This window comes from Actinoplanes sp. NPDC051859, from assembly GCF_044452725.1.
Taxonomy (GTDB): Bacteria; Actinomycetota; Actinomycetes; order Mycobacteriales; family Micromonosporaceae; genus Actinoplanes.
The window spans coordinates 169,487-193,363 of sequence record NZ_JBITBX010000007.1 but is presented as its reverse complement, the minus strand read 5'-3'; the positions used below and the strand labels follow the sequence as shown (position 1 = coordinate 193,363).

General features: G+C 67.6%; 18 protein-coding genes, 1 tRNA gene and 1 pseudogene. 12 read left to right on the top strand and 8 right to left on the bottom strand.

The window, feature by feature from the left end; all coding sequences use genetic code 11:
- The first annotated feature begins 33 nt into the window (after positions 1-33).
- From ACIA1L_RS19675 to ACIA1L_RS19665, 3 genes are all read left to right on the top strand, one after another.
- A complete protein-coding gene (locus ACIA1L_RS19675; RefSeq protein ID WP_396074246.1) occupies positions 34-1,404 on the top strand; it encodes a hypothetical protein in 1,371 nt (456 codons plus the stop codon).
- 15 nt (positions 1,405-1,419) lie between these two features.
- Positions 1,420-2,358 carry a phosphotransferase gene (locus tag ACIA1L_RS19670; RefSeq protein WP_396074245.1) on the top strand — a complete coding sequence of 313 codons (939 nt, stop codon included), beginning with the start codon at positions 1,420-1,422 and terminating at the stop codon, positions 2,356-2,358.
- 100 nt (positions 2,359-2,458) lie between these two features.
- Entirely contained in the window at positions 2,459-4,414 is a 1,956-nt protein-coding gene (locus ACIA1L_RS19665) for a hypothetical protein (protein ID WP_396074244.1), read from the top strand.
- A 537-nt stretch (positions 4,415-4,951) separates the two neighbouring features.
- On the opposite strand, the gene ACIA1L_RS19660 is transcribed toward ACIA1L_RS19665, so the two are convergent.
- From ACIA1L_RS19660 to ACIA1L_RS19650, 3 genes are all read right to left on the bottom strand, one after another.
- Positions 4,952-5,025: transfer RNA gene (locus ACIA1L_RS19660), tRNA-Met, on the bottom strand.
- A 56-nt stretch (positions 5,026-5,081) separates the two neighbouring features.
- The gene (locus ACIA1L_RS19655; RefSeq protein WP_396074243.1) at positions 5,082-5,834 is read right to left on the bottom strand and encodes an enoyl-CoA hydratase; all 753 of its coding nucleotides are present in this window, start codon (positions 5,832-5,834) and stop codon (positions 5,082-5,084) included.
- A gap of 64 nt (positions 5,835-5,898) precedes the next feature.
- Positions 5,899-7,026, bottom strand: a complete 1,128-nt coding sequence (locus ACIA1L_RS19650; RefSeq protein ID WP_396074242.1) for a lamin tail domain-containing protein — start codon at positions 7,024-7,026, stop codon at positions 5,899-5,901.
- 201 nt (positions 7,027-7,227) lie between these two features.
- On the opposite strand from ACIA1L_RS19650, the gene ACIA1L_RS19645 reads away from it, so the two are divergent.
- Both ACIA1L_RS19645 and ACIA1L_RS19640 read left to right on the top strand, forming a co-directional pair.
- Positions 7,228-7,989, top strand: coding sequence for a pentapeptide repeat-containing protein (locus ACIA1L_RS19645; RefSeq protein WP_396074241.1), 762 nt, complete (start codon positions 7,228-7,230; stop codon positions 7,987-7,989).
- An 11-nt stretch (positions 7,990-8,000) separates the two neighbouring features.
- Positions 8,001-8,939, top strand: a pseudogene (locus ACIA1L_RS19640) (TerC/Alx family metal homeostasis membrane protein); the annotation flags it as partial.
- Between the two features lie 295 nt (positions 8,940-9,234).
- Here ACIA1L_RS19640 and ACIA1L_RS19635 read toward each other — a convergent pair.
- A complete protein-coding gene (locus ACIA1L_RS19635; RefSeq protein WP_396074240.1) occupies positions 9,235-10,506 on the bottom strand; it encodes a translation initiation factor 2 in 1,272 nt (423 codons plus the stop codon).
- Positions 10,507-10,634: 128 nt separating this feature from the next.
- On the bottom strand, positions 10,635-11,486 hold the full coding sequence (locus ACIA1L_RS19630; protein WP_396074239.1) for a spermidine synthase: 852 nt from the start codon (positions 11,484-11,486) through the stop codon (positions 10,635-10,637).
- Positions 11,487-11,577: 91 nt separating this feature from the next.
- Here ACIA1L_RS19630 and ACIA1L_RS19625 point away from each other — a divergent pair, with 91 nt between their 5' ends.
- Both ACIA1L_RS19625 and ACIA1L_RS19620 read left to right on the top strand, forming a co-directional pair.
- The gene (locus ACIA1L_RS19625; RefSeq protein ID WP_396074238.1) at positions 11,578-13,023 is read left to right on the top strand and encodes a DUF1800 domain-containing protein; all 1,446 of its coding nucleotides are present in this window, start codon (positions 11,578-11,580) and stop codon (positions 13,021-13,023) included.
- 2 nt (positions 13,024-13,025) lie between these two features.
- The gene (locus ACIA1L_RS19620; protein ID WP_396074237.1) at positions 13,026-14,276 is read left to right on the top strand and encodes a DUF1501 domain-containing protein; all 1,251 of its coding nucleotides are present in this window, start codon (positions 13,026-13,028) and stop codon (positions 14,274-14,276) included.
- Here ACIA1L_RS19620 and ACIA1L_RS19615 read toward each other — a convergent pair.
- Positions 14,273-15,184: an anti-sigma factor RsbA family regulatory protein gene (locus tag ACIA1L_RS19615; protein WP_396074236.1), complete on the bottom strand. Its 912-nt coding sequence runs from the start codon at positions 15,182-15,184 to the stop codon at positions 14,273-14,275. The genes ACIA1L_RS19620 and ACIA1L_RS19615 overlap by 4 nt on opposite strands.
- A gap of 180 nt (positions 15,185-15,364) precedes the next feature.
- On the opposite strand from ACIA1L_RS19615, the gene ACIA1L_RS19610 reads away from it, so the two are divergent.
- Positions 15,365-15,754: a hypothetical protein gene (locus ACIA1L_RS19610; RefSeq protein WP_396074235.1), complete on the top strand. Its 390-nt coding sequence runs from the start codon at positions 15,365-15,367 to the stop codon at positions 15,752-15,754.
- 3 nt (positions 15,755-15,757) lie between these two features.
- Here ACIA1L_RS19610 and ACIA1L_RS19605 read toward each other — a convergent pair whose 3' ends face one another.
- Positions 15,758-15,940 (bottom strand): antitoxin, encoded by a 183-nt coding sequence (locus ACIA1L_RS19605; RefSeq protein ID WP_396074234.1) that lies wholly within the window; start codon positions 15,938-15,940, stop codon positions 15,758-15,760.
- On the bottom strand, positions 15,940-17,886 hold the full coding sequence (gene malQ, locus ACIA1L_RS19600; RefSeq protein ID WP_396074233.1) for a 4-alpha-glucanotransferase: 1,947 nt from the start codon (positions 17,884-17,886) through the stop codon (positions 15,940-15,942). The genes ACIA1L_RS19605 and malQ overlap by 1 nt, the downstream gene beginning before the upstream one ends.
- A 99-nt stretch (positions 17,887-17,985) precedes the next feature.
- Here malQ and ACIA1L_RS19595 point away from each other — a divergent pair, with 99 nt between their 5' ends.
- The 4 genes from ACIA1L_RS19595 (at position 17,986) to ACIA1L_RS19580 (ending at position 23,870) form a co-directional block, all read left to right on the top strand.
- Positions 17,986-18,237, top strand: a complete 252-nt coding sequence (locus ACIA1L_RS19595) for a hypothetical protein (RefSeq protein ID WP_396074232.1) — start codon at positions 17,986-17,988, stop codon at positions 18,235-18,237.
- Between the two features lie 66 nt (positions 18,238-18,303).
- On the top strand, positions 18,304-19,536 hold the full coding sequence (locus ACIA1L_RS19590; RefSeq protein ID WP_396074482.1) for a chitosanase: 1,233 nt from the start codon (positions 18,304-18,306) through the stop codon (positions 19,534-19,536).
- A gap of 340 nt (positions 19,537-19,876) precedes the next feature.
- Entirely contained in the window at positions 19,877-20,419 is a 543-nt protein-coding gene (locus ACIA1L_RS19585) for a hypothetical protein (protein WP_396074231.1), read from the top strand.
- Between the two features lie 25 nt (positions 20,420-20,444).
- Positions 20,445-23,870, top strand: a complete 3,426-nt coding sequence (locus tag ACIA1L_RS19580; RefSeq protein WP_396074230.1) for a LamG domain-containing protein — start codon at positions 20,445-20,447, stop codon at positions 23,868-23,870.
- Positions 23,871-23,877 lie beyond the last annotated feature (7 nt).

Below are 23,877 nucleotides of genomic sequence, written 5' to 3'. Positions count from 1 at the left end.
CGTTCACTGTCGACCGTCGATGGGAGCGTTGCCGTGAATGTGAGTACGTGTGGGCGCAACGAATCGCCGGATCCACGGCTGTGGCGTGAGCCGCCGATGCGGGATGCGCTCATCCGACGGGACATCGGCGCGGTCTTCCTGCTGCTGCACCGGCGGCACGGCATGACCCAGCGTCGTATCGGAGAGCTGGCGGGCTTCGCCGCCTCTGAGGTGTACGAGGTCATCCACGGGCGGAAGATCATGGCCTACGACGTCCTCGTGCGTATCGCCGAAGGACTCGGGGTTCCACGTGGCCTTATGGGACTTGCCCACGATGAAGGCCCTGCGACCCGGCCGGGTACTGTCCCGCTGCCACTGGAGAACGCAGACCAGCGGCAGCAGTTCATCGCCGCCCTGGCAGGAGTTGCGGTCGGCGGTCCACCGGCGCTCGACGCGTGGTTGCCGCACACGGAACAGTGGCCGGGACCCGTCCCGGAGGCGGTCAGCCCGGCGACTGTCTCCACGGTCCGCGAGATTACCGACCGGCACCGGCGGCTTGACGCCACATACGGCGGCGGCTCCTGTCGAGACTCCGCGCTCGGCTACCTGCTCTGGGCCCGCTGTCTGCTACGCAGCCCCTGCCCCGACGAGATCCTGGCGGCAGACCTTTGTGGCAAGCTCGCTGATCTGCACAATCTCGTCGGTTGGATGTGCCACGATCTCGGTCAGCACACCGCGGCCCGCCGTTACCTTGCCCAAGGATTGGTCCTCGCACAGAAGGCCGACGACGTCACTCTGATGGCCGACTCCTATTACCGGCTCGGCCGCGTCAGCATCCACCAAGACGATCCTCGCGAAGCCCTGCACCTATTTCAGCTCGGACTGATGGTTGCCACTACTTCGAGCTGCCCCACTTCCGCAGCGATACTGCACGCCAACATCGGCTGGGCACACGCCAAGATGGGCAACGCCGCAGCTGTCCGCGACTCCCTGGCCCGCGCCGGCGAAGAACTCGGCCGTGCGGACTCGCAGGCCGCCCCGCAATGGACCCGATTTTTCTCTTCCGCCGACCTGGCCGGCATGTCCGGCGTCGTCCACGCGGCATTGGCCCATCACGACGAGCACCGCAAGACTCATGCCCTGCTGGCAATCGAACACGCGGGCCACGCGCTGAACGGCCGCGACGCGACATCGCGCAGTGGCGCCTTCGACCACGTCACCGCCGCCACAGGCCATGCCCTACTGGGTGAGGGAAGGGCCGTCATTCCCCACGCGACCGCCGTTCTCGCCGCCACCGGACAAGTCCGTTCCCGAAGACTCCTGGACCGGTTGGACGGGCTCGCCGACGTCGTCGATCCTCACACCGGCCGCAACAGCAGTCTGCACAATCTGGTTACCAAGATCCGTACATTGACCGGCGCGTGACCTAGCCTTGCGAGGGTGTCGACCACCCTGACCGCCGAGGCCGCCGACCATCTGGCCCACGGGCTTGCTTCGGTCCGCCAACGCGCCGGGCTCACCAGCGGTGACGCCCAGCTGCTGCGGTACACGATCAACGCCGTCTACCGCATCGGCGACCGCGTCCTACGGCTCTCGCACGGTGACGCAGGCCGCCAGCGCGCCGAACGAGTGGTTCTAGGCACCACGTTGCTCAACCGCCATGAGGTACCGATCGTCCAGTTGGTCGACGACCTCCCGCAACCCGTGACCGCCGGGGATTGGGTTGCCACCGTGTGGCACTACCTCCCGCACCCACCGGAACGACCCGCCGCCGTAGAGCTCGCTAAGCCGTTGGCCCAGTTGCACGCCATCAGCAGCCTTCCGGGAGAACTTCCAGGCTGGTCTCCGATCGCCACTGCCCGCCAACGACTTACCGCCGTTGAAGCTTTGCCTTGCGCCGAGCAGCACTTCACGGAGACGTGGGCCAAACGCGAGCTGAACTTGCCGCTAGAAGACCTCGTCGCAGCTTTGCTAGCGCGCTGCGACGATCTTGAGCACCGCATCGCCCTCACCCAGTGGCAACTGCCGGTCGGCCTTATCCATGGCGATGCCCACGTCGGCAATCTGCTCGCCGGCCGCCTCTGCGACTTCGACTCCCTCTCGGTCGGCCCCCGCGAGTGGGACCTCGTACCCCTGGCCCACAGCGCCGCCCGCTTCGGCGACCCCGTCGAGCCCTACCAACAGTTCGCCGTCGCGTACGGCTACGACCTCACACACTCGCCGAGTTGGCCGCTGCTGCGCGACGTCCGAGACCTGCAACTCGTCACCAGCGTCCTCGACAAACTTGCGGGCCGACCAGAAGTCGCACAGGTCCTCGGACACCGCCTTCGGACCTATCTTGCCAGCGACCGGGACGCCATCTGGACTCGATACCGATAGCCACAGACACGCAGACTGAGAAGCATTCTCTTGGAGGGTGTCGCCTCCACGACGCTTCCTAGGCGCCATCCAAATCAAAGTTGTAAATGGTAGAAGGCAAATGAGTAGCGAGGATTCGACCTTGAGACGGGTTCGGTTCTACGGTGCCGTGGACCTTGCCACACATTGGCAAGCTGGTCGCGCCGCCGAAATCGCTGAACGATTCGATCCTGCGGATGCCCCGACGAGCGCGGCGGACATCATCGAGTTGTACAACGTTCAGCAGTTCGTCGAAGCTGGATTCTTCCCGGTAGACTACACAGATGCGCAGCGCGCAGAGGCTCAGGCGCGAATCCCAACCATGCGTAGCGCAATTGCACGATTCTTTACTGAGATCGATGGATCGAACGTCGGGCAACTCATTGCTGCTGTCGAACGCAATTTTCACGCCGATCTTCTTGAGCTTCTAGGCAGGAACAAAGCATTCGAGCGTTGCGACCCAGATGACATGCTGACCGCGCTCAACGCAACAGGCGTCAACCTGAGCATTTTGCTCGGGAACAAAAAGCTTGTGCATGCGTACGACACCCAACTGCGCGACCTCCTCCTATCGGACGTACGCAATGCTGAGCATTTAGTGCGGAAATACATGCAGAAAGACGCCACAAGCGAGATTTTCCTCCCGAGGAGTCTCACATCCGTTCAGGTACGTCAGATGCTGCAAGGGTATGTCGACAGCGCCGACCCGAACCTCAACTACATCGGACTGATTGAAATCTCCCCGCTCGACATCAAGACTGGCGTCGACGCCAAGCTCAAGCTGAGCGCGAAACGACGCAAGGACCGCATGACCGAGGAATTCTTCCGCGATAACGCAGGGATCGCGAGCGGCTGTGAAGTGCGAATATCTGATACTCAAGACGATCCAGTCACCGTCGAAATGGACGGAATGGTGGCAAATTTCACCTACAGTCGCAAGTGGCTGGATCAGACTGTGGACAACGCCAGCATCCTCAACAATTTCCAGCACCTCTTCGAGTTCGCCAACCGTTACGTCCTACTCACGCTCCCTGCATACCCTGCAGACCTTAGTGTCTTCGAGAGGTTCCTGACTACTACAGGGAAAACCGAATATCATGTCGGTGCAGCATTTCACCTTATTGAAACGAGCTCGCTGCTACAGACGCTTTTCTACCACCGCTATCTAGAGTCGAAGGACATCGATTTGGAAGCAGTGGTCGCCTGGTTCTTCGAAAAATATCTCGTCGAAGAGTTCGGTGCGCGAAACTTTTCCTTTACGCCATCAAGCAGCGGATCTTCCTATCTCCAAAAATCTAGGCATCTCTTCGCCGAGATGGAGAGCGTCGCCATGCAGTTCGCTTTATATGTGGAAAACGGAGAGCTCGACAGGGAGCTCCTCGCGATCACATCGGATCCCGTTCTCTACAAACAGCTGCCAAGCATGGTCGTCGGAAAGTACATCTACGCGGGCAAGGGTAATGAAATCGGCGGCATTCTTCGTGCATTGTTCTCCGACCAATCGGAGTTGGCGTACATCAGCGATACATTAAAAGCATCGAACGCCGCAAGGCTCCTTATTAAGGACAAGGTGTCTTACGAAGACTTCGCGGAGCATCAAAGGCCGATTGTAGACCGCCTGATCACGTTGGGAGTCCTTGAAGACACCGGCACGCGCGTGCAGATCAGGGGACGGGCGCAGCTCCAGATTCTAAACTCGCTATTCGGAACTCAAGCAGCGAGCTACTACCACCTTACGAATCAGGGGCGAGCGGAGGCTGACTCGATGGTAGCCAGAGGCTGGGTGACTCGGCGCACTTCGCTTCTGTCAGAGGCTGAGGGCAGTTACTTCAATTATTTCCTCAACAAGATTGATTTCACTAACGGTCCTGAACTGCGAAACAAATATCTTCACGGGTCGCAAGTAAATTCGGAAGGCGAAGGTGCGCATTTCCGCACCTATATTACGGCGTTAAGGCTAATTGTCGCCCTGGTGATCAAGATAAATGATGATTTCAGCTTGTCGGCTGCAGAATGCACGCCGCGCGAGGTGAGATAGGCGCGATGGAGCCTGAAAGGGAATTCCGCCGCATGGTGGCGCAGCATTCGGGGCATCATTCGATGCCTCGGATACTCGTGGCAGGTCGTTTAGGGCGGCCTGCGGAAAGTTCCGCAGGCGACGTCCCGTGTTGGGTTGGCATCGACCAAGGCGAAAGCGGTTGTCTCTTGTGCGGCGGGATGGCCCAAACGTCATGCTGCGAGCGGTCGGCTCAAGCCACGCAGGGGTCCCCGGACGGCGCAGATCCACGCGGTGCACGTTGCGGGTCCGGTCCGATCTACGTGGGCAGACCCATCGTTCGATTGGCGCCAGCCCGCCGACGGGTTAGGCGGCGGCCGTGACCCGCTGTGAGCGAAGCGCGTAACGGGAATCACATCTGGATGGGTCTTGCGTCCGAGGATGCGATGTGCATGTGATGTCGTATATTGCGTCGTGCCGGGACGTGCTTTTTCGTTTGCCCGGACAATGCCCGGATGAAGATCAAAAACGCGGTTCCCCTAGAGTAGGGAACCGCGTCCTGACCTGCAATAACGCTAGTAGCGGGGACAGGATTTGAACCTGCGACCTCTGGGTTATGAGCCCAGCGAGCTACCGAGCTGCTCCACCCCGCGTCGGTAGGGAAACGTTAGCACGACCCGTTCCTACCCCGTCGCCCCGCCCCACCGCGTCAGCGACGGAACCGGGCCACGGTCTCTTGGATGGCCGGGCCGGTGGCTGTGGAGGCCTGGGCCCAGGACTCGAACTCCAGCGCCGCCGCGAAGTCGCCGGTTGTGGCCGTACGCACGGAGGTTTTGATGTCTCGGGCCAGGGATGGGTCGAGCTTCGCCCAGCGGGCCGCGCGTTCGTGGGCGGCGGTGAGGGGGTCGTCGGCGAGGGTGCCGGCGAGGCCGAGGCGGACTGCTTCTTCGCCGGTGACGCTGCCGCCGTCGAGGAGGAGTTGCAGCGCCCGTTCTGGGCCGAGGGCGCGGGTGAGGAACCAGGTGCAGCCACCGCCGGGGTGGAGGCCGATTTTGGTGAAGGAGGCGATGAGGCGGGCTTGGGGGCCGACGATGCGGGTGTCGCAGGCCATGGCCAGGTTGAGGCCGGCGCCGACCGCGGGGCCTTGGACGGCTGCGATGGTCGGGATGGGCAGGCGCATGACGCGGAGGAAGCTGTCGTAGACCTGGTGGAGGTCGGTGCGGATGGCGGAGACGGACCGGCCGGTGTCGCCGAAGAGGGCCGGCAGGTCGGCGCCGGCGCAGAAGGCGGAGCCTGCGCCGGCCACCACGAGGGTGCGGGCTGCGGTGTCGGCGGCGACCTCGGTGATGGCGTCGGCGAGGGTGTCTCGCAGTTCCTCATCGATGGCGTTGCGGCGGTCGGGGTCGTTGAGGGTCAGGGTCCAGCGACCGTCGTCGGTGCGTTCCCGCAATACCTTGCTCACGCAAAGCACCCTAAAACACTGCGGCCCCCGGCGGGGGATGCCGGGGGCCGCAGGAGGGGGAAGATCAGCAGTACGTGACGCCGGAGCCTTTGCCCCACTTGCAGGAGTCGATCGACTTGCCGGTGTTGCTGCGCAGCGATGCGGTGTCGCCGCCGTTGTTCCACACGTAGCCGGTGCGGTTCCAGTAGCGGTGCGCGACGTCGGGCTTGTGGTTGGTGCCCTTGCCGGTGTGGACGTAGAGGCTACGGCCGGCGCCGAGCTTGTAGTCGCCCGAGAAGGTGTAGACCTTCCCGGAGGCGTCGCGGACGGTCCAGCCCTTGAGGTTGATGGTCGCCTTGGTCTTGTTCAGCAGGCGGAAGTACTCGGCGTTGAGGCTGGTGTTGCTGCCGGTGTCGGCGCCCGGCGAGTTGTACTGGATCTTGCTGAACTGGACGGCGCCCGCGGGGGCCGACGGGGTGGTCGGCTTGGGCGGCGTCGTCGGCTTGGTGGGGGTGGTGGGCGTCGTGGGGGTGGTGGGGGGCGTGGTGCCGCCGCCGGTGCCCGAGCCGCTGCCGACGTTCAGGGAGATGGTCTCGGTCTGGCCGCGGAGCAGGTTGTTGTCCGCGTCGGCGTCGATCACGGCGCGGTAGGACTGGGTGCCCGAGCCCTGGCCGGTGAGGGTGGCCGCGAAGGTGGCCGCCGACTCGGAGGTGTAGCCGTCGGCGATGTTGGACCAGGTGCCACCCGAGTTGCGCTGGATGTGCACGCGCAGGCCGGGCTGGGCCGGGTCGGCGGCGACGGTGGCGTTGACCGTGCCGTTGCTGGCGCTCAGCGTCATCGACGGCACGATGCCCATGGCGACCGAGATGCGGTTGGAGTCGTTGCCGCCGGCCCGGACGTAGAAGCGGAAGCCGGAGTCCAGGATCCGGTTCAGCGTCCAACGGCCGGAGCTGTTGGCCGTGGTCGTGATGTAGGTGCCCGCGCCCCGGTCGTAGTCGGGGGACGGGTAGAAGGCATTGAACTTGTACGCGGACTCGTACAGTTCCACGGTCGAACCCGCCGGGGCGGTGCCGGTGAGGGTGATCGGTCCGTAGCCCTGGCGGCTCGCGGGCGCCGAGATGGTCGGCGCGGTCGCCGCGGAGGCGGGCGCGGCGAGGCCGAGGGCGGCGGCGCAGCCGAGGGCGGCGAACAGGGCCGTCTGACGGGCACGCATCAGCGGGTACTCCTTGGGGTTGGGGGGCGGTGTCTTGCAGCGTAGTAAGAATGACTGTGTGTAGCCACCCGTACGGTTGGGCCTGGTTATTGGCTGGTCGGATGAGCGTGAAGGCGACGGAGAGTTACTTTCCGTCAGGTGAGTGGGTCACGGTACGTAACGGGAATATGCCGTGATTCGGGCGAGACTAGGGTGAGGGCCATGAAAGAACTGGAGCTACGTGCCGACTGCGGCCGGTGTGCCGGCCTCTGCTGCGTGGCGCCCGCTTTCGCCAAGTCATCCGATTTCGCCATCGACAAGCCCGCCGGCAAGGCCTGCCCCAACCTGCGCGACGACTTCCGCTGTGACATACATGACCGGCTGCCGCAACGCGGCTTCGGCGGCTGCGTCGTCTTCGACTGCTTCGGCGCCGGCCAGCAGGTCACCCAGGTCACCTACGGCGGCCGCGACTGGCGGGCCACGCCCACCATCGCGCCCGGCATGTTCGCGGTCCTGCCGGTCATGCGCCAGCTCCACGAACTTCTCTGGTACGTGACCCAGGCGCTGGAGCTACCGGCAGCCCGCCGCCTGCACCCCGAACTCACGGCGGCGCGGGACGAAACCCTCGCACGCACCGCCGGAACACCCGAGGAACTGCTTGCGCTGGACGTGGACGCGTACCGAAGGAAAATCAATCCGCTCCTGCAGAAAGCGAGCGAGCTGGCCCGGGCGGAAGCGGGCGGCCGTCGGGCCGACCACCGCGGCGCCAACCTGATCGGCCGGCGCATGCGCGGCGCGAAACTGCGCGGGGCGAGCCTGCGCGGCGCGTTGCTCATCGGCGCCGACCTGCGCGAAGCCGACCTGCGTCTCGCCGACTTCACCGGCGCCGACCTGCGTGGAACGGACCTGCGCGGCGCCGACCTGCGCGACGCGCTCTTCCTCACCGAGGCCCAGCTCAAAGCGGCGGTGACCGGCGACCTCTAAGATGGATCGTCATGCAGGTCTCCGGGCTCGTCTGGACACTGACCGTCGCGGGCATCCTCGGACTGGTCCTCTTCGACTTCTTCTTTCACGTACGCCGAGCACACATTCCGTCGCTGAAAGAAGCCAGCATCTGGTCCGGCATCTACGTCGGCATCGCGATCCTGTTCGGCCTCGGCGTGCTGGTCTTCGGCGGCCAGGACATGGGCGCCGAGTACTTCGCCGGCTGGGTCACCGAGAAGGCGCTCTCGGTCGACAACCTGTTCGTGTTCCTGGTGCTGCTCGGCAGCTTCAAGGTGCCCCGCGCCGACCAGCAGAAAGTGCTGCTGTTCGGCATCGTCTTCTCGCTGATCGCGCGGACCGGCTTCATCTTCCTCGGCGCCGCGCTGATCAACTCGTTCGCCTGGATCTTCTACCTCTTCGGGCTGATCCTGCTGGTCACGGCCGGCAACCTGCTCAAGGGCGAAAGCGAACGCTCGGCCGACAACGTCATCATTCGGGTCGCTCGCCGCTTCCTGCGCACCTCCGACGAGTACGACGGGGACAAGCTCTTCACCGTCGAGGACGGCAAGCGGGTCATGACCCCGATGCTGCTGGTCATGGTTGCCATCGGCGGCACCGACATCCTGTTCGCCCTGGACTCGATCCCGGCCATCTTCGGCCTCACCCAGAGCGTCTACCTGGTCTTCACCGCCACGGCGTTCTCCCTGCTGGGCCTGCGCCAGCTCTACTTCCTGCTTGACGGGCTGCTCGACCGGCTCGTCTTCCTGTCCTACGGGCTCGCGGTGATCCTCGCCTTCATCGGCGTCAAGCTGGTCCTGCACGCGCTGCACGAGAACAACGTGCCGTTCATCAACGGCGGCGACCCGGTCGAGGTCATCGAGATCACCACCGTGACCTCCCTGAGCGTCATCATCGGCGTGCTGATCGTCACCGTCGTCGCGTCACTGCTCAGCCCCAAAGGCCGAGCCCAGACGTACGCCGCCGCAGCCCGCCGGCACGCAGCGGAGTTCCTCGACATCGAGAAGGACCCGAAGTACTGCGACGAGATCTACCACAAGCTGCAGAACGAGGAAGCGCAGCTCAAGAAGCTGCCGGAGAAATACAAGGCCCGGCTGCGCCAGCAGCAGGAACTGATGGATTTGCTGGACAAGGCGCACCGGGTGCACGAGGAACGAGTCGAAGCGGGCACCTGCTACCGGCCCTGACCCTGTTCCAGCGCGGCCTGCTACCAGCCGGGTCTGCTTACTAGCCCTGGCCGCGGAGGCCGGTCTCGTGTTCGGAGCGTTGGACCTGTGCCTTGCCCTTGGCGGAGTTACCTGCGAAGCGGGCGGCGGTGCGGCGGACCTGTTCTGCGCGGGCGGCGAGATCTGCGGTGGGGTGCTCGGCGGTGGGCTGCTGCTCCAGCGCGGGCTGGGCGGAGAAGCCGGGCGTGACATCGTCGTCCGGGAGATTGGCGACGAGGTTGGCGACCCGGGCGGCCAGGCGGGCGGCGCGAGAGGCGAGGTCAGGCTCGGAGTCGTGGGTGGCCTGCTCGGCGGCCGCCGCTTGCAGTGCCCGCGCTTCGTCGGCGGCCAGTCCGGGGCGGTAACCCGGGAGCCGTCCCGACCCGCCAACCGCGGCGGGGAACGGCCGGGCCGCCTGCTCGGCAGCCGGTGCGTCGCCTCGATCGGCGTGGGCGCCGAACTGACTGCCGGCGGCCTCCGCAGGCGCTGCAGGGCGCAGAGCGGGTGAGGTCGGGGGTGGGCCGACCTGGGTGGGTGAGGTCGGGTGCGTGGCGTGCGTGGCCGGGTACGGGCCGCCTGGAATGGGGGAGGTCGGGTGCGTGGCGTGCGTGGCCGGGTGCGGGCCGTGCGAAAGGGGTGCGGTCGGGTATCCGGCGTGCGGAGTCGCAGTGGGCTCGGCATGGGCACGAGTCCCGGCGGTGGGCGGTGGTGTGGCTGGGGCGTCGTGGGGCTCGGATGTGGGTGGGGCGGGGACTTGCAGGGCGCCGAGCATGGTGACTGTCTGGCCTTCGCCGCCCTGGAAGTTGGTGAATTCCGGGCCGATGAGGAGCTTGGAGAGCATCCGGGCCTGCGAGGTGTTCAAGCCCAGTTTGTCCGCGTTGTCGACCCGGAAGCCGGCGATCGCGTGCCGGATGATGTTGGCCATCCGGTCAGCCGCGCGGATGTCGGTCAGGTCGCCGCCCGCGAAGACCAGCGCCGGGAACGAGCCGTCAGCGCCGCCGCAGACCAGCTGGATCTGGGTGACGGCGGCCGCGCGGCCCGGGTTGCGGGAACCGGGCTGCACGCGGATGTGCTGCGGATACAGCCAGCGCAGCTCGCCGGAGCGGAGCTCTGCGTCGTCGCCGGCGTATGCGTACCCGATGCGGGTGCCGGTGACGACGACTTCGGTGGCCTCGGGCAGCGTCCAGCGCGGCAGGGAGGCGGCACGGTCGAAGGCGTACTCGGCGACGGCGCAGTGGCCGCGCCACAGGATGCGGTCGGCGCCGGTCGGCGGATGCGGGTGCTGGTCCAGCATCCTTCGATTAGATCCGGCGGCGTTACGGATCGACAAGTCGTGTCACTGTCAAATTGCCGCCTGGGCGCACGATCAGCCGCAGGGGCCGCGCTACCTGCACCTTTGGGTGACGGGGACCGTACGTGGGGCTACGATTTGGCGCTGAAGAGGCCGGCGGGTGGGGCCGGGGAACTGACGGCGGTGGAATCGGTCATCGGGGCGTGGCCGCCCGCGAACCGGGCCAGATCCGACTCGACGCGGCCCGGGAACCAGTCGCCGGCCGCCCGCCGGCTCAACTGTCCCAGTGGCAGGGGTTCGCGTCCGGCGACGACCACGAGGTTGCCGAAGCGGCGGCCGCGCAGCACCCCGCCGTCGGCGATGAGGCAGGCCTCCGGCAGGACCGCGCGGATCGTGGCGACCTGGGCCTTCGCGTAGGTGAGCGGCGGCCCGTCCGCGACATTCGCCAGCAGCCAGCCGTCCGGGGCGAGCACCCGGGCCACCTCCCGCACGAACTCGACCGACGACACGTGGGCGGGCGTCTGGGCACCCGCGAACACGTCGACGATCACCAGGTCGTACCCGCTGTCGCGCATGCCGGTGACGGCTTCGCGGGCGTCGGCGACCCGTACGCGCAGCTTGGCTCTGGGGTCCCAGGGCAGTGCCGTGCGGACCAGATCGACCAGCGGGCCGTCGATCTCCACCACCCGCTGCGGTGAGCCGGGCCGGGTGACCGCGATGTACCGGGGCAGTGTCAGCGCCCCGCCACCGAGGTGCAGGACCCGCACCGGTTGGCCGGGCGGCGCCAGCAGACCGACGGCGGTAGCCATCCGGCGCACGTATTCGAACTCCACGTGAGTGGGGTCGGTGAGGTCGACGTGTGACTGGGGGGTGCCGTTCACCAGCAGGGTCCAGCCGCCGGCCCGGTCGGGGTCGGGCACCAGCTCGGCGACGCCGGAGCCCACCGTCTCCACCCGTCGATCGTCGCGTCTGCGCTGTGCCACGGCTGCACCCTACGGGGAACGGGAGTTGCGGTTGGGGAGTAGGACGCCGGTTCGTCGCTGAAGATCGTCAAGCCGGCCGACGTCGGAAGGTGTGACGGCATCCGCGGACTTCCTCCCCGACGACCCGTTGCTGCACCTGCTGCGCCGCGCCACCTACGGCCCGACGCAGGCCTCGGTCGCCGAGATCCGCCGCCTGGGCGCCAAAGCGTGGTTGGAGCAGCAGCTCAAGCCCGCAACGATCGACGACCGGGTCGCCGACGGCCTGGTGGCCCGTTTTCCGCTGAGCGGCCTGACCATCGACCAGGTGCGGGCCAAGGCCAAAGCCAAAGCCATTCCCATGTACGGCTGGGAGCCCATGTACGACGTCTGCGGCGCCACTCTGGCCCGGGCGGTCTGGAGCGAGCGGCAGCTGTTCGAGGTGATGGTCGACTTCTGGTCCAACCACCTGAACGTGACCTGCCCCTCCGACGACGTGTGGGACAGCCGGCCCGACTACGACCGCAGCGTCATCCGCAAGTACGCCCTGGGTCGTTTCGCCGACCTGCTCAAGGCGTCGGCGAAGCACCCGGCGATGCTCACCTACCTGGACAACCGGTTCTCCACCCGCGCGGCGCCGAACGAGAACTACGGCCGGGAACTGCTCGAACTGCACACCGTCGGGCTGGGCTACCACGAGTCCGACGTCAAGCACGCTGCCCGGCTGCTCAGCGGCATGACGGTGAGCTGGGAGAACGGCCGCTACCGGTACGACGCGCGCGAGCACGCCACCGGCGCGGTGCAGATCATGGGGTTCCGGCACGCCAACACGACGGCCACCGGCGGCGAGGCCGCGTCGATGGCTCTGCTGGATCACCTTGCCCTGCACCCGGCCACGGCCAAGCGGATCGCCACCAAGCTGTGCGTACGGTTCGTCGCCGACGTGCCGCCCGCCGCACTGGTGACCCGGCTGATGAAGGTCTACCTGGACAACAAGAGCGCCATCGCCCCGGTGTTGCGGGCGCTGTTCACGTCGGCCGAATTCGCCGCCTCGGTGGGCGCGAAGACCCGGACGCCGTACGAGGATGTCGTCGCGACCGTACGGGCTCTGGGATACGGGCCGGACAAGTCCGGGACGAAGGGGATCCGCGGGCTGTACTGGATGACCGAGGAAGCCGGGCAGGCTCCGCTGGGCTGGAAGCCGCCGAACGGCTACCCGGATGTGGCTACCGCCTGGGCGTCGCCGTCCGGGCAGGTCATCCGCTGGAACGCGCACCTCAACGTCGCCGCGGGCTGGTGGCCGAACACGCTGCAACGGCCGTCGTCGCTGGTCAGTGCGTTCGCCGGTGCTACCCGGCCAGCCACCTACGGTGCGCTGATCGATGCGGTGGCGACCCGGCTGCTCGGCCGCAGTGTGGCGCCCGCGCACGCCGAGGCCCTCGCCGCGTTCTTCGGCAAGAAGCTCGCCAGTCCGCTGCGGGCCGGCGACGCGGCGGCCGACTGGCAGTTCCCGTGGCTGATGGCCCTGCTGCTCAACTCTCCCTACTTCGCGCTGAGGTGACCGTGACGGTGCAAGAGATCTGTAGCTGCCCGGTCAGTCGTCGCGCGCTGCTCGCGGCCGGCGCCGCGGGGGCGTTCGCCGGGCTGGTCGGCGATCAGCTCGCCACCCAGCTGGCGTTCGCGTCGCCGGGCTACGGCGGGGACGTCTTCGTGCTGCTGTCGTTGCGGGGCGGCTTCGACGGGCTGTCCGCGGTGGTGCCAGCGGGCGATCCGGCCTACTACGCCGCCCGGCCGTCGATCGCGGTGCCGAAGAACCGGCTGATCGGCGGGGACTCGTACTTCGGGCTGAACCCGGCGCTTGCGCCGCTGCTGCCGTACTGGAAAAACGGGACGCTCGCTGCCGTGCAGGCCGCCGGGCAGCCGGCGCCGAACCGGTCGCACTTCGCCGCGATGGAGGAGCTGGAGCGGGCCGCACCCGGCACGTCCGTCCGCACCGGCTGGCTGGACCGGCTGATGGGCGGGCTCGGCGCCTCCGGTGCCTTCGACGCGGTCTCGGTGGGCAGCGCCATGCCCGCCCGGGTCTATGCCGGCACCTCGCCGGACCTGGGGCTCGCAGCCGTCGATGAGCTGGTGTTGGCCGGCGAAACCGAGGAACGCTCGATGGCGAAAACCATGGCGGCCCTGTATGCGGACGCCCCCGACGCGCTCGCCCGCACCACCGGCATGACGACGTCCGCGCTGACCACCGCCGCCGCGCTGAAGGCCGCCGGATACACGCCCGCCAACGGGGCGGCGTACCCGAACACGGGCCTGGGTGGTGCCTTGAAAGACGTGGCCCGGTTGATCAAGGCGGACGTCGGGCTGATGAGCGCCACCGTCGACTCCGGCGACTGGGACATGCACGAGAACCTCGGCACGGCCGTGCCCGGCAGACGGATGTACGACAACCTCAATGGCCTGGCGAAGGCGCTGGCCGCGTTCGCGCAGGACCTCGGCCCGGCCGGGCTGCGCCGAGTCACCCTGATCACGATCAGCGAGTTCGGCCGGCGGGTCGGCGAGAACGGCTCCGGCGGCCTCGACCACGGGTACGGCAACGCCATGTTCGTCCTCGGCGGCGGAGTCAAAGGCGGCCAGGTGTACGGCCGCTGGCCCGGCCTGGCCGAGACCAAACTGGTCGACGGCGACCTGGCCGTGACCACCGACTACCGCGCGGTCATCGGTGAGATCCTGCGCGCCCGCTGCGAACTGTCCGACGTCGCCGGCGTCTTCCCCGGCGTGTCAGCGTCCACACTGGGTCTGGTTCGCAGCCGCTAACGCCGCACCGCGAAGCGCACGTGGGTCAGGCCACCTTCCTGCCGGATCGACAGGGCGTCGCAGAGCTGGTGCACCAGCCAGAGGCCCATGCCGCCGACCTCGCCCGGCCGGGGCAGCAGATAACCGGCCAGCGGGCTCGGACCCACCGCGCCGTCGTCGGTCACCTCGGTCACCACAGCGTCGGCGCTGAGCCAGATGCGCAGCTGACGATGCTTGCCGCCGTGCCGGATGCTGTTCGTGGCGATCTCGCTCAGCGCCAGCACCAACACCTCCACCCGGGCGGACGGCAGCCAGGCCTCGGCACCCGCCCGCTCCCGGATCAGCGTGCGCAGCTGGGCGACGGTGTCGCCGACCGGCAGAGCCAGCAACGGCTCACCCGCCACCGGCCACGGCCGCTCGGGCAGCGTGGCAAGGAAAGACTCGGGCACTTCATAGCCCGCATTGTCCCGCCACTCGCCATCGTGCAACCTCGGATGGGTACGCACGGCAGCCTCGAGCAACTCGCCCGGCAGGCTTCCCCGGTCGTACGGGCACAGCAGATGCCCGTGCAGCTCGGCCAGGCTGCGGTTGAGCGCCGACTCGAAACGCAGCCACGGAGCGGGCGGTCCGGCGTACGGGATCTGGCCGATCAGCCGGACGAACGGGCTGCCCTCGGCGGCGGCGGTGCGCAGCAGCTGCGCCCAACCTGCGATGGTTTTGGCGGGGCGGGCGTACCACTCGTCGGCGGGGAGGAACCGCACCGCGGCGGCGTCCCCCGAAAGGGTGTCACGCAACAGGCCGATGTGGTCAGGCCCGGCGGCGACCGCCACGGTCTCGCCGCGTTCCAGGCCGTCGCGGAGAAATCCACCCAGCAGTTCGGCGTACGCGACGTCAGTGTCGTAGAGGAACGCCGAGTGGGTGAACACCACCTCGCCTCCTCCGAGCACCGCTGATCGACCACGGTAACACCCCTGCCCGGCCGGACCTGCGGCCGAGTGCGCCCGGTGCACCACTGCGGGTGAATGGGCGTACAGAAACCGGAAATCAGCCCTGCGACCTGCACCGCACGGTCCACACTGGGCCATCAGCTACGAACGCGGGGGTGCACGGTGTCAGGTACGGGGACCAGCGTGCTGGCCGAGATCATCGGCGAGGTGTCGAGGCGGCCGCCGACCGTGCCGCCAGCGGCCGGTGACATGACCGCCATCCTCGCCGCCGCCCAGCACCGCGCCGGGCCGCCGCTGAAGATCCGACGGCACGACGCGGACGAAGGCCCGGCCTATTGGCGCTGGGACTGCGCAAGCTGCGGGGAGTACGGCGGCGGCCGGCACCACCCCGACGCGATCAACCGCGCGATGCGGCACTGCGCCGAGCACCCGGAGCACGGCTCGTCGCTGCTCCCGCCGGCCCGCTGCCGGGAACGGGACCACCGGCTCGCCGTGCACCCGATGCTGTTCGCCATGGACGACGACCCGCCGCCCCCGCCCCTGGCGAGCTGACACCTACCGCTGGTAGGTGTCGCCTTCGCCGGTGCGCTTCTGCGCCTCGTCGACCGCCCGGTCGATGTGGGCCGAGTGCTTGTGGTCGGTCCGCTTGTCGACCTCGTCGCCGATCTTCTCGAGGACCTGGTCGACCTGCTTGTCGTGCTTGGCGGCGAACTCCTTCGCCTTGTCCAGGAAACTCATCACGACCTGCCCTTCTTGGTGTTCAGGATGTCGGCGACCCGCGCGACCCGCGGGTCCGCCACGAGCTCTTCCAGGCTGGTGTGCAGGGGCTGACGCCAGTTCGGGTATTCGTCGGTCGTACCCGGAAGATTGGGTTGATCCACCTCGCCGAGCACGTCGTAGAGGGACGCGGCGACCAGCCGGCACGGGGTCCGCGCCAGGAACTCGTGCATGGCGAGCACGATCTCCTCGCTCGTGCTTGTCGCCGAGATCAAGCCCTCGTCGGTGAGGCGGGCGAGCAGTTGGGCACGGTCCTTGTCCGCGTACGCCCGCTCCTGCTCGACCGGGCCGGTGAGCTGGCCCAACTCGGCGCGCACCTTGACCTGCTCGCCGATGAGGAAACCGGCGGCGGTGGGCAGATCGTGCGTCGAGATCGTCGCCAGCGCGTTCCGGGGATAACGGGCCGCCGGCAGGTAGCCCTCGTCCGGGTCCTCCTCGTAATCCTTGGTGAACCAGAGCACCGCCGAGCCGAGCATGTTCATGTCTTCCAGCGTCTCGGTCACCACCGGCAGCACCGTGCCCAGATCCTCACCGACCACGACGGCTCCCGCCCGGTGCGCCTCCAAGGCCAGGATGCCGAGCATCGCGTCCGGGTCGTACCGCACGTAGGTGCCCTCGGCCGGTCCCATGCCCGGCGGCACCCACCAGAGCCGCCACAGCCCGGCGACGTGATCCACGCGCAGGCCGCCGGCGTGCCGGAAGATCCGGCGCAGCATGTCCCGGTACGCGGCGTAGCCGGTGGCGACGAGTTGGTCGGGTCGCCAGGCGGCCAGCCCCCAGTCCTGCCCGAGCTGGTTGAACGCGTCCGGCGGGGCGCCCGCGTGGACGCCGGCGGCAAGCACGTCCTGCAACAGCCAGCCGTCGGCGCCGCTCGGGTCGATGCCCACGGCCAGGTCGTGCACGACACCGACCGACATTCCCTGCGCCCGGGCGGCGTTGTTCGCCGCGTCCAGTTGCTCGTCCAGCAGTTGCTGCAGCCACACGTGGAACGCGACCCGGTCACTCTGCCGGGCGGCGCGCACCTCCGGGCCGTCCGGCCGGCGCAGCGGCTCGGGCCACTTCTGCCAGTCGGCGCCATGCTCCTCAGCCAGCACACAGAACACCGCGAAGTCGGTACGCCCCGGATCGGCGTCGAGGTCAACCTCGCCAGCCAGCGGCCACAGCAACTCCAAAGCATCCCGCTTGGCCTGCCACACCGCGCTGTAGTCGATCAGAGCGTCGGCGGGCGGTTCCGGCCGCAACGCGTCCACCCGAGCCCTCAGCTCCGGATCCGCAGCCCGGTACGCCGCGGTGTCCGCCACCCGCAGATACAGCGGATTCGAGAACCGTCGGCTCGACGGCGAATACGGCGAGGCGGGCACCGGCAGCGTCGGCGTCACCGCATGCAGCGGATTCAGCAGAACCAGCCCGGCGCCGTGACTCGCCTCCACCAGGGTCCGCAGGTCACCGAGGTCACCCAAGCCCCAGGACGCCGCCGAATGCAGGGCATAAAGCTGCACCATCCAGCCCCACGCCTCCGGAGGCTCCGGCAGCCGCGGCGGCACCACGACCAGGGTGACGTCCTGCCCGCCGGACCGCAGCCGGTGCCAGCCCAGCGGCAGATCAGCCGGAACATCGGTGACCTCCCGCGTGGTGCCGTCCTCGAACACGATCGTGCCGGGCTCGGCCAGCGGCTGCGTCGTACCCGCGCGGACCACCACCGTGCCAGGCAATTGGTGCTGCTCACGGGCGCTGCGGACCGTCGCCAGGGCGCGCTGGACCGCCGCCGGGGAGGTGGCGTCCACCCCGAGCAGGCGCAGCACACCCACCACCGACTCGTCCGACACGTCGCGGCGCTGACGCTGCCAGTCCTCGTACCAGGTGGCCACCCCGTGCGCCTCCGCCAGCGCGGTCAGCTCGGCATCCACTAGCGCTCCCTCGTTCTTGAGTTCCTGCCCCTTACCCTGCCGGGAAATGTCTAGTCCCTGAAGAGGCGCGCCTTGCCAGCATCCGACAGACTGGAGCGCATGTCTCCTGCGGTGAAGTGGTGGTCCCGGCTTAGTGCGGCCGTGACAGGCATGGTCCTGACCCTGGTGGTGCCGGTGCACGCTTGGGCGGCAAGCACCGGAGCCGACGGTCTGATCCTCGAAGCGGCCAAGTCCCGCCGCAGCCGAGGCTTCGGTTTCCTGCCCATCCTGGGCGGCCTCTGCTGCCTGGTCGTCGTCGGCGGCATCGTGCTCGCCCTCGTCCTCATCGCCAAAAAGCGCAAGCGCCGCTGACACCTGGCGATTTTCCCAAAGCGCAGGCGGCGCTGACGTCCCACCCTTACCTTCGAGAAGGTGAGGATGCGGGCGAACATGATCGCGCTGGGCGTCGGCGTCGCCGCCGTCTGCACCGTCCCACTGGCTATCACGGTCACCGCAGACGCCTCCGCCGACGTCCTGCTTTCCCGCCGCCACCCGGCCCTCGCCTCCAGCGCGAAAGACACCCAGCACGCCGGTGCCATGGCGGTGGACGGTGACCTGACGACCACCTGGACGAGCGACCCCAGGCCCGGCTCCCAATGGCTGCGCGTCGACCTCGGCAAGGCACAGACCGTCAACCGGGTCCGGTTGCTCTGGGACGATGCTTACGCGCGTACCTATCGGGTGCAGATCTCCTCCAACGGCTCGATCTGGGCCGACCTGCGCGCCGCCAAAGGCGGCAACGGCGGGACCGACGACCTGAAGAAGTTGCGCGGCTCCGGCCGATACCTGCGGGTCCTCGCCACCCAGCGCGCCGCGTCAGCCGGCTTCGCTCTGCGCGAACTGCAAGTGTTCGGCCCGGGCCCGGCCGGCAAACCCAGCCCGGTGAACACCCCGGAAGCCACTGTCCCCGCCGCCGCCAGCGCCCTCACCACCGCGCGCAAGAAGGAAACCGCTTTCCGCCTGGTCTCCAGCGCCGAAAACTCCACCATCAACTGGCGCGGCCAGTACGGCTACATCGAAGACATCGGCGACGGCCGCGGCTACACCGCCGGCATCATCGGCTTCTGCTCCGGAACCTCGGACATGCTCGCGCTGGTCAACGAATACACCCGGCGCTCCCCGAAGAACAAACTCGCGAAATACCTGCCAGCTCTGCGCAAAGTCGACGGCTCCGACTCGCACGCCGGCCTCGACCCAGGCTTCACCGCGGCGTGGAAGGCGGCCGCCGCGGACCCGGTCTTCCGCAAGACTCAGGACGACGAACGAGACCGGATGTACTTCGACCCGGCCGTCACCCTGGCAAGCGCGGACGGCCTGCGCGCCCTCGGCCAATTCGCCTACTACGACGCGGCGGTCATGCACGGCGTCTCCGGCATGCGCCAGATCCGCGCCGCCGCCATGCGCAAAGCCAAAACCCCGGCGCTCGGCGGTGACGAAACCGCCTTCCTGGAAGCGTTCCTCGACGCCCGCACCAAAGAGATGCGTACGGAAGAAGCCCACAGCGACGTCTCCCGGGTCGAAACCGCCCAACGGGTCTTCCTCCGCACCGGCAACCTCGACCTGAACGCGCCGCTGACCTGGCGCGTGTACGGCGATCGCTTCACGTCCTAGGTCCCACGCACCGGCCAAGGAGATCGACGTCGGTTGCATGCTCGGCGCGCCGTTGACCGCGCGAAGGCCAGACGGAGCCTGAGCTCGCCGACCATCGCCACTTCGGCGGTCAAAAATATTTGCGATCTTGGGTATTGACGGTGGGCGTTGCTCTCCGTACCGTCACCGACGCGATCTGTGCGAGGGGGCGGGCGGTCGCCCGTTTCGGTGTGACCTGGCCATCACGTGACCCCTTGCAGTTCGCTGTGACTTACGGGGGAGAGTAATGGTGTCGTCGGCGCATGCCCGGGTAGCGGTAGGTACCTGCTTGGCAGTCCTTACGTCAACGCTGGTGGTGGGCGTGACTTCGGCGAGGGCCGGAGCAGCGGAAGCCTGCCCTTCAGGGGCCGTAGCGGATCAGACTCCGGCCGCGGAGACGGAAAAGGCCGCGCAACGGCTCGCGCAGCTGTGCGACAAGCCGGTGGAGGTCCTGTCCGCGGCTGACGAGTTCACCAAGGTGACCGCGTTGCCATCGGGCACCTTTACGTTCGAGTCCTCCATCGAGCCGGAGCGGGTTGAGCGCTCCGGCCAGTGGCTCGACGTCGACACCAACCTGGAGCCGGGCGCAGACGGCAGGTTGCACCCCCGGGCCGCTGCCGACGTCACGTTCTCCCGCGGCGGTGACGGACCGTTCGTGGTGTTGCGGGGCGGCGGGGCGGACTTTTCGCTGTCGTGGTCGGGGACGCTTCCCCCCGGTGAGGTCTCCGAGGACAGGGTGACCTACAAGAATGTCTATCCGGACGTGGACCTGGTAGCTCGGGCGCTCCCCGGCGGCTTCTCGCACGTGCTGGTGGTGCGAACCGCCGAGGCGGCAAGCCTGCCAGCCAGCCGTGCGGGAGGCTAGCTACACAGTTGGTGGGTCCGCGACCGTGACCGAAGCGCCGGGTGGCGGCGTGATCGTCAGCGGGCCGAACGGGGTCATCGTGGGCGCGCCGCCTGCTGTTGCCTGGGATTCGACCGTGAAACCACCAATACGGAAGGACTCTGCGGCGCAGGGCCAAGCGAACGTGAAGAGCGCGCAGCGGGCTCTGTCGCAGGCGGGCGATCCCCCGCCAGTAGCTGCATCTACCTCTAGTGCGGAAGCCCCCGGAGACCTGGCCCGAATCGCTGACGTCGACGTGGCCGTCGCCGGTAAGGAACTGACGGTCAAGGTGGACGACACGCTGCTCGACGGGCGTTCGTCATTTCCCCTCTTCATCGATCCGACCTTCGACAAGGTCTACGAGAAGTGGATCCCGGTCAGCGCTCGAGCCAAGAACGAGAAATGGACCTCGGGCGACAGCTGGCCTCGCGGCGACATCCGCGTCGGTGAGAACTACGACGATGCCGGTGACCTGTGGCGGGCGCACGTCCAGTTCGACATCGGCCAACTCGCCGGCAAGGTCCTGATTAACACCACCAGCGTGGATGCCACGGAGGTGCACACCGGTCACTGCAGGGGGGAGAAGGTCAGCCTGTGGCAGACGAACAAGATCGACGGCAACACGCCGAGCTGGAACGGGATGGCGGACAAGTGGCTGCACGGCGCGGCTCTCGACACCGTGACGTCTGCGGCCAACGCGGGGTGCGGTGAGAAACCCGGCGGCATCAAGTTCAAGGCCTCGGGTGTGAAGACCCAGGTACAGCGGCATGCTACCGCCAAGATGGCGTCCATCACGTTTGGGTTGAGGGTGCCGGATGAGGATTACGGACATCAGCATTGGGTCCGGCTGAAGGCAGGCAGCGTCCGGCTGATCGCCGAGTACCGGTCGACGCCGACCTCGCCCGTCGCGGTGCGTTCGGCGCCGGGTGGCGACTGCAAGAAGGAAGCGCCGGGACCCTGGATCAACGACAATTCACCGACGCTCTACGGCAAAGCGAGCGACGACGACGGGGAAGTCCGCATCGTCTTCGACCTCACCGGTCCGACCAGCCCGGCCGACTACAAGTCACCGAAAGTCAAGACCAAGCCCCTTCCTCAAGAAGCGGACTGGACCCCCAGCGGCCTCGCGGACGGCAACTACCGGTGGCGTGTACATGGAACGGACGACGTCGAAGGCTCCCCTTGGACCGACTACTACTGCCACTTCCGGCTGGACCAGACCAGACCCGCCACTCCGCTGGTCCGTCGAGTCTCGGCCGGTAGCCCGAAGGAAGGCCAGCCCGTCACGCTCGAGTTCTCCTCGTGGGATGCGGGATCCGGGATCTCCAAGTTCGGCTATGGCATCGGTGTCGATGTCTGGCAGCACACGGTGGACTCCAACGGGACCACGCAGATCACCTTCACGCCGCCGGCCGGCCGCACGCAGGTGTCGGTGTGGGCGCGGGACGCGGCGGGCAACAATTCCGAGCGCGCGGACTTCAACTTCTTCACCGGCCGGATCGTCGCCGCCCAGTCGAAGGCCGTGTGGCGGTTGACCGCGGATCCCCGTGACGACTCGGGCAACGGCCAGAACCTGCAGTTCTCAGGAGATGTGGGGTACGGGCCGGACCGCACCGGTCAAGACTGGTCGGCGCTCTCGTTGACGGGCAACGGTTGCGCCAACGCGACATCGGTGGTGCGCTCCGACGCCGAGTTCACCGTGACCGCTTGGGCGAATGTGACTGACAAGTCGCAGGCCCGGCCCGTTCTGGCGATTCACGGCGACCACATCGCCAGATTCGTTCTCTTCTATGACTCGAGAGCTGACAGCTGGAAAGCGTCACTGACCTCCCGGGATTCTTCGGACCCGCAGTGGTTCGAAGCCCCCGGTCCGCAGGGCGTGCCATTGAACACCTGGCAACATCTCGCCGCCACGGTGGATCCCGTGGCGAGGGTCATGCGTATCTATGTGGATGGCGTATTGAAGGGTGAGACCGCCATCAGCGACACGCCCTGGAATGGCGAGAAGTTTCAGGTGGGCTGTGCCGGCGGCAACCGGATGCACGGCCGCGTCGACAACGTCGGTGTCTGGCAGGGACTGCTCGACGATGGACAGATCTGGGAGGCGCGCACCGAGTTGCCGTCCGGTCCCGCCGGTGCTTGGCAGTTGCGAGGAGACGGTGGGAACACGGTCGCCGCGGAAAACCCTTTGGATGTGCCACAGACAGCGTCCTGGACCGAGGACGCCTTCGGCCGGCCGCGCTCCGCGATCGAACTCGACGGCAACAGCTGTGCCCCGGCGAAAATGTCGGTGGTGAAGACCGACGAGTCGTTCACGATGGCCACCTGGGTGAAGATCACCGACACCGGCGGCGGGTACCAGACCGTGCTGGGGCAGGACGGCAGTCAGGTAGGCAACTGGCATCTCGGCGCCCGGAACGACGGGCGTTGGACCCTGCACGTGAAGGACGCCGACACCATGATGAGCCCGGCCCGCGACGCCTACAGCCCCCCGAACGCCGTCCATGAATCGGTCGGCCGGTGGACCCACCTGGCTGCCGTGTATCGGGCCACCGCGAAACGGATCGCCCTGTTCGTCAACGGCAAGCTGGTCGACGAGGTGGAGAGCGGACCGACGCCGTGGCACGCGAGCGGCCAGTTGACCGTGGGCTGTGGCAAGTGGGGCGAAGGCCATTCGCACTTCCTGCGGGGTGCGATCGCTGACGTCAGGTTGTGGCGCGGGGCGCTCAGCAACGAGGCGATGGCGGCGCTGCCGGGAAGCAACCCGCCGGTGGCCGTGCAGGGGCTGTGGCCGCTGGAGGGCGATGGCTCGGAAGAGCCGACGAACTTCGAGGACCGGTCCGGACACGGCCGGCACCTGTCGGTCGCTGGGCAACACGAGTGGCTGCCGGACCGCTTCGAAAGCCGGGGCGGTGCACTCGGTCTGGCACTCGCCGAGGGATCCTGCGCGCAGACCACGGGACCGGTTATCCGTACCGATGAATCCTTCAGCGTCTCGGCGTGGGTCGCCATTGACGAATTGACTGGCACGCGCACTGTGCTGTCCCAGCTGGGAGCAGGTACGCAGGGCTTCCGGATGGAATACGCGCAGCAACCGAACCGCTGGCGTTTCGTCATGCCGTCTCGCGATGACAATTCCGCGGCAGTGGTCGAGGTGCAGTCCAAGGCGGAACCCGTGCGTGGCGTCTGGACTCTCCTGTCCGCCGTGTACGACCTACCGGCCAAGAAGATTCGCTTCTACGTCAACGGCGATCTGCAGGGAGAGCAGAATGCGCCTGGCTCGCCATGGACCGCGCAGGGACCCGTGACGGTCGGCTGCACCGGCACGACCGATGGCCGCCGGACCAACCACCTCGGTGGCCTGGTCGACGATGTTCGGGTGTGGTCGTCGACCGTGCACCCGGACCGGTTCGCCTCCCTCGCGCACTCCTGATCCGACT

Bases quoted from the DNA above. Each gene is read 5' to 3' on its own strand.
- ACIA1L_RS19590 (WP_396074482.1), top strand. From the start codon at position 18,304: ATGCGGGCGAACATGATCGCGCTGGGCGTCGGCGTCGCCGCCGTCTGC.
- ACIA1L_RS19645 (WP_396074241.1), top strand. From the start codon at position 7,228: ATGAAAGAACTGGAGCTACGTGCCGACTGCGGCCGGTGTGCCGGCCTC.
- ACIA1L_RS19635 (WP_396074240.1), bottom strand. From the start codon at position 10,506: ATGCTGGACCAGCACCCGCATCCGCCGACCGGCGCCGACCGCATCCTG.
- ACIA1L_RS19650 (WP_396074242.1), bottom strand. From the start codon at position 7,026: ATGCGTGCCCGTCAGACGGCCCTGTTCGCCGCCCTCGGCTGCGCCGCC.
- ACIA1L_RS19605 (WP_396074234.1), bottom strand. From the start codon at position 15,940: ATGAGTTTCCTGGACAAGGCGAAGGAGTTCGCCGCCAAGCACGACAAG.
- ACIA1L_RS19665 (WP_396074244.1), top strand. From the start codon at position 2,459: ATGAGTAGCGAGGATTCGACCTTGAGACGGGTTCGGTTCTACGGTGCC.
- ACIA1L_RS19595 (WP_396074232.1), top strand. From the start codon at position 17,986: ATGTCTCCTGCGGTGAAGTGGTGGTCCCGGCTTAGTGCGGCCGTGACA.